Here is a 3,302-nt window from a genome sequence, read left to right as displayed (position 1 = left end):
CCGCGAATCTCTCGTTTTTCGGTTTCACTGCGTTGGAACAGGCACTGGGAGCGAGGATGTTGCCTGGAATCCAAGGTGGAGGGGGCCTGCAAGGGTGAGATTGGCTTCGGAGAGTCTTTGGCGATACCCCCCAAGCATGGGTGTTGGAAAATGGCCATTTTCCAACACCCATACCGAGGGGTATCGCCCAAAAACGACTCTCCGAAGCCAATCTCGGCAAGAACACCTCAAATCACCCCGACTGCTCGGGGAATCCGAGCCTGTGGCCGCCCTCATGTGCCGTTCCTCTCGCGGATTTCTCCCGAAAGCCCGAGGTTTCTGTCCCAGGAGCCTACTGCCCCGGATTGGCATCCGTGTCGGTACTCATGTCCGTCCCGGCACCCGCATCGTTGGACTGGTTCTGTACGGCATTGTCGTTGGGCGGGTTCGGTACGACATTGTTGGTCGTCGTACCGTTGTCCACGGTGCCGGGGGTGATGGCCTGCTGCTGTTGCTGGGCCTGCGCCTGCTGCTGCGCTTGCTGGGCGGCAGCAGCCGCGGCAGCCGCAGCGGCGGCGTTCGCCTCCTCGACCTGCGCGTCCTGCATGGCGGTGACGGCGTCCTCCAGCTTCTTCTTGGCGTCGTCGACGGCCTGACGGGTCAGGTTCGGGTCGTCCGCCGTGGTGCGCGCCTCGTCGATGGCGGCGGCGAGCGCCTCGCGCGTCGTCTCGTCGTAGAGGGTGCCCTCGGCGGCGTCATAGGCGTCCTGTGCCTCGTCGATGGCCGCGGTGAGCTCGTTCTTGAGGTCGACGCGCGTCTTCTTCTCCTTGGAGGAGGTGACGGCGGCGGCGTCCTGCTTGAGCTTGTCGATGGAGGCGCGCGCGTTCTCGTCCAGCGTGTCGAGCTGGACGGCTGCCTGGCGCAGTGCCTGCGCGGACAGCGACGCGTCGCAGGCGGTCTCGACGAAGTCGGCGTGCTTGGCGATGGACTGGGCGGAGGACAGCGACGACTTGAGCGTGTTGAGGGTGGCGATGTCGGCCACCTGGCTGTCGGGGGTCACGGCGACCTCGGCGCTGTCCTTGACCTGCGCGGCGAGGGTTTCCATGGTCGCGCTCACCGTCTGCTGCTTGCCTGTGCAGGCTTCCAGCGCGGCCGCATGGTTGTTGCGCGCGGCGATGGCGCGCCAGGTGAACACGCCGCCGAGGATGACGGCAAGCGCGACGACGACGGCCACGACGACGATGTTCCGGCGACGGTGGTTGGCAGCGGGCTGCGCCTCGTGCTCGGGGTGATGGCCGACAGTGGGCGTCTCGGGTTCCTTGGCGTCCTCGTCGTCGAGCGGTTCGAAGGAGATCGGCTCGACGGTGGGATGGGTGTGCGAGGAGGTCGTGCGCGGCGGGGTCGGCGGGATGAGCACGGTGTCCTGTTGCGTGGACGCGTCGTCGCCCTTGATGGGCGGGAAGAGGCGCGTGGCGGCGTCGAGCGTGGTCGGCGGCTTCGGCACGGCGCCCCTGACGGGCTTGGTCGCGGCCGTGAGCGTATCTGCGTCTTCGGCTGCGGCTGCCGTCGTCGCGGCGGCCGCGGCCGTGTTCACGCCCACAGCGGTGCCCGCGTGCTCCCCCTCGACCGCGGGGAACATCAGCGTGGAGCCGTCCACGCGCTGGGGCACCTCCTGGTCGTGCTGGTCGCTGTCGGCCTCCGGGAACTCCAGGTCGGATGCCTTGATTGGGTCAGCCATGTCTCTCCCCTCCCTGGCTGCATGTGCCGCAGCCTCCATGACGTATGTTCTGTTCAGTCGGTGATGTGCGCGCGGTAGAAACGCTCGTAGGAGCGCGACGGCGTCGGGCCGCGCTGCCCCTGGTAGTGCGAGCCTGCGGTCGAGGAGCCGTAGGGGTGCTCGGCGGGCGAGCTGAGCTGGAAGAAGCACATCTGGCCGATCTTCATGCCCGGCCACAGTTTCACCGGCAGCGTGGAGACGTTCGACAGCTCCAGCGTGATGTGCCCCTCGAAGCCTGGGTCGATGAAGCCTGCGGTGGAATGCGTCAGGATGCCCAGGCGCCCCAGCGAGCTCTTGCCTTCCAGGCGGGCTGCCAGGGTGGCGTCGAGCTTGACGTACTCCCAGGTGGAGCCCAGGGCGAACTCGCCCGGGTGCAGGATCCACGGTTCGTCCGGGTCGACCTCGAACTGCTCGGTCAGCGCGCCCTGGTTCTCCGCCGGGTCCACGTAGGTGTACGCGTGGTTGTTGAAGAGGCGGAAGAAGCGGTCGAGGCGCACGTCGATGGAGGCGGGCTGCACCATCTCGGGTGTCCACGGATCGAGGGAAATGTGTCCCTCGGCCTGTGCGGCGAGAATATCGCGGTCGGACAGCAGCATCGTGGACGTCTCCTTCAATCGGCTTCAATCGGCTCATGTGGGCACAGGTGACCCTTCCGTCGTACCCAGTGTAGTAACACAAGGGAACAGCGTATATTGGGCAGCATGATGGATGAACAAGAAGCACGTCCCCCGGTCGGCCGTCCCTCGCCGGTCGTGCCCGGCCGCTTCGGCGACCCGCTCGAGGTGACCGAGGCCTTGCGCTCGCCCGGCGACGCCGCCCGGCAGCCGAACCGTCCCCTCTTCCTGTGTCTGCACGGCTGGGGTTCCAACGAGGACGACCTCGCCGACATGATGCACTACGTGGCGCCGTACAACGACTACGTGTCGCTGCGTGCACCGCTGGTGCTGCAGCGGCCCGGCATGATGACGCCCGGCGCCTACAGCTGGCTGCATGACGCCATCCCCGCGGGCGACGACCTCGACCTGGACGCCTACGCCGCGGCGCGCGCCGTCGACGACTGGGTGGCGGCCAACCTGCCTGCAGAGCGCCGCGTGGTGCCGCTCGGCTTCTCCCAAGGCGGACTGTTGGCGACACAGCTGCTGCGCGTGCACCCCGAACGCTACTGCGGCGCGGTCTGCCTGAGCGGCTTCGTCGCCCCCGGCGCCGTGCCCGGCACCGCCCCCGCCGACGGCCGTCTTGCCGAGCTGGACATCCCCGTCTTCTACGGCTACGGCTCCGCGGACACGGTCGTGCCCAAGTGGCTGTCCCAGGAGACGCTCGCCTGGCTGGAGGAGCACACGTGGCTGAGCGCGCACGAATACCGCGGTCTCGACCATTCCGTGAGCCTGCCCGAGTTCGCCGACCTGCGCCAGTGGCTGCTCGAATGTGACTTCGCAAGCGGGCTGGTGTAGGTTCCCTTCGTGTATTGAAGCGGGCACCCGCCCGGGATCAAAACGCGAATTAAAGCGGGCACCGGGTTGAGGAACTCATGWGTTCCTCAACCSGT

Annotated in this window: 3 protein-coding genes; 1 reads left to right on the top strand and 2 read right to left on the bottom strand. The window is 67.3% G+C overall.

What is annotated here, in order from left to right:
* Nucleotides 1-331: 331 nt before the first annotated feature.
* Together BCUN_RS11710 and dcd are read right to left on the bottom strand one after the other, a co-directional pair.
* Nucleotides 332-1,717 carry a hypothetical protein gene (locus BCUN_RS11710; protein WP_051921077.1) on the bottom strand — a complete coding sequence of 462 codons (1,386 nt, stop codon included), beginning with the start codon at nucleotides 1,715-1,717 and terminating at the stop codon, nucleotides 332-334.
* 53 nt (nucleotides 1,718-1,770) lie between these two features.
* The gene (gene dcd, locus BCUN_RS11140; protein ID WP_033517741.1) at nucleotides 1,771-2,352 is read right to left on the bottom strand and encodes a dCTP deaminase; all 582 of its coding nucleotides are present in this window, start codon (nucleotides 2,350-2,352) and stop codon (nucleotides 1,771-1,773) included.
* Between the two features lie 108 nt (nucleotides 2,353-2,460).
* Here dcd and BCUN_RS11135 point away from each other — a divergent pair, with 108 nt between their 5' ends.
* Nucleotides 2,461-3,207 carry an alpha/beta hydrolase gene (locus BCUN_RS11135; RefSeq protein WP_033517749.1) on the top strand — a complete coding sequence of 249 codons (747 nt, stop codon included), beginning with the start codon at nucleotides 2,461-2,463 and terminating at the stop codon, nucleotides 3,205-3,207.
* Nucleotides 3,208-3,302 lie beyond the last annotated feature (95 nt).

It is taken from the genome of Bifidobacterium cuniculi (assembly GCF_000741575.1).
Lineage (GTDB): Bacteria > Actinomycetota > Actinomycetes > Actinomycetales > Bifidobacteriaceae > Bifidobacterium > Bifidobacterium cuniculi.
Note: the sequence above shows the minus strand (reverse complement) of the source record. Positions and strands in the feature narration are given on the sequence as shown.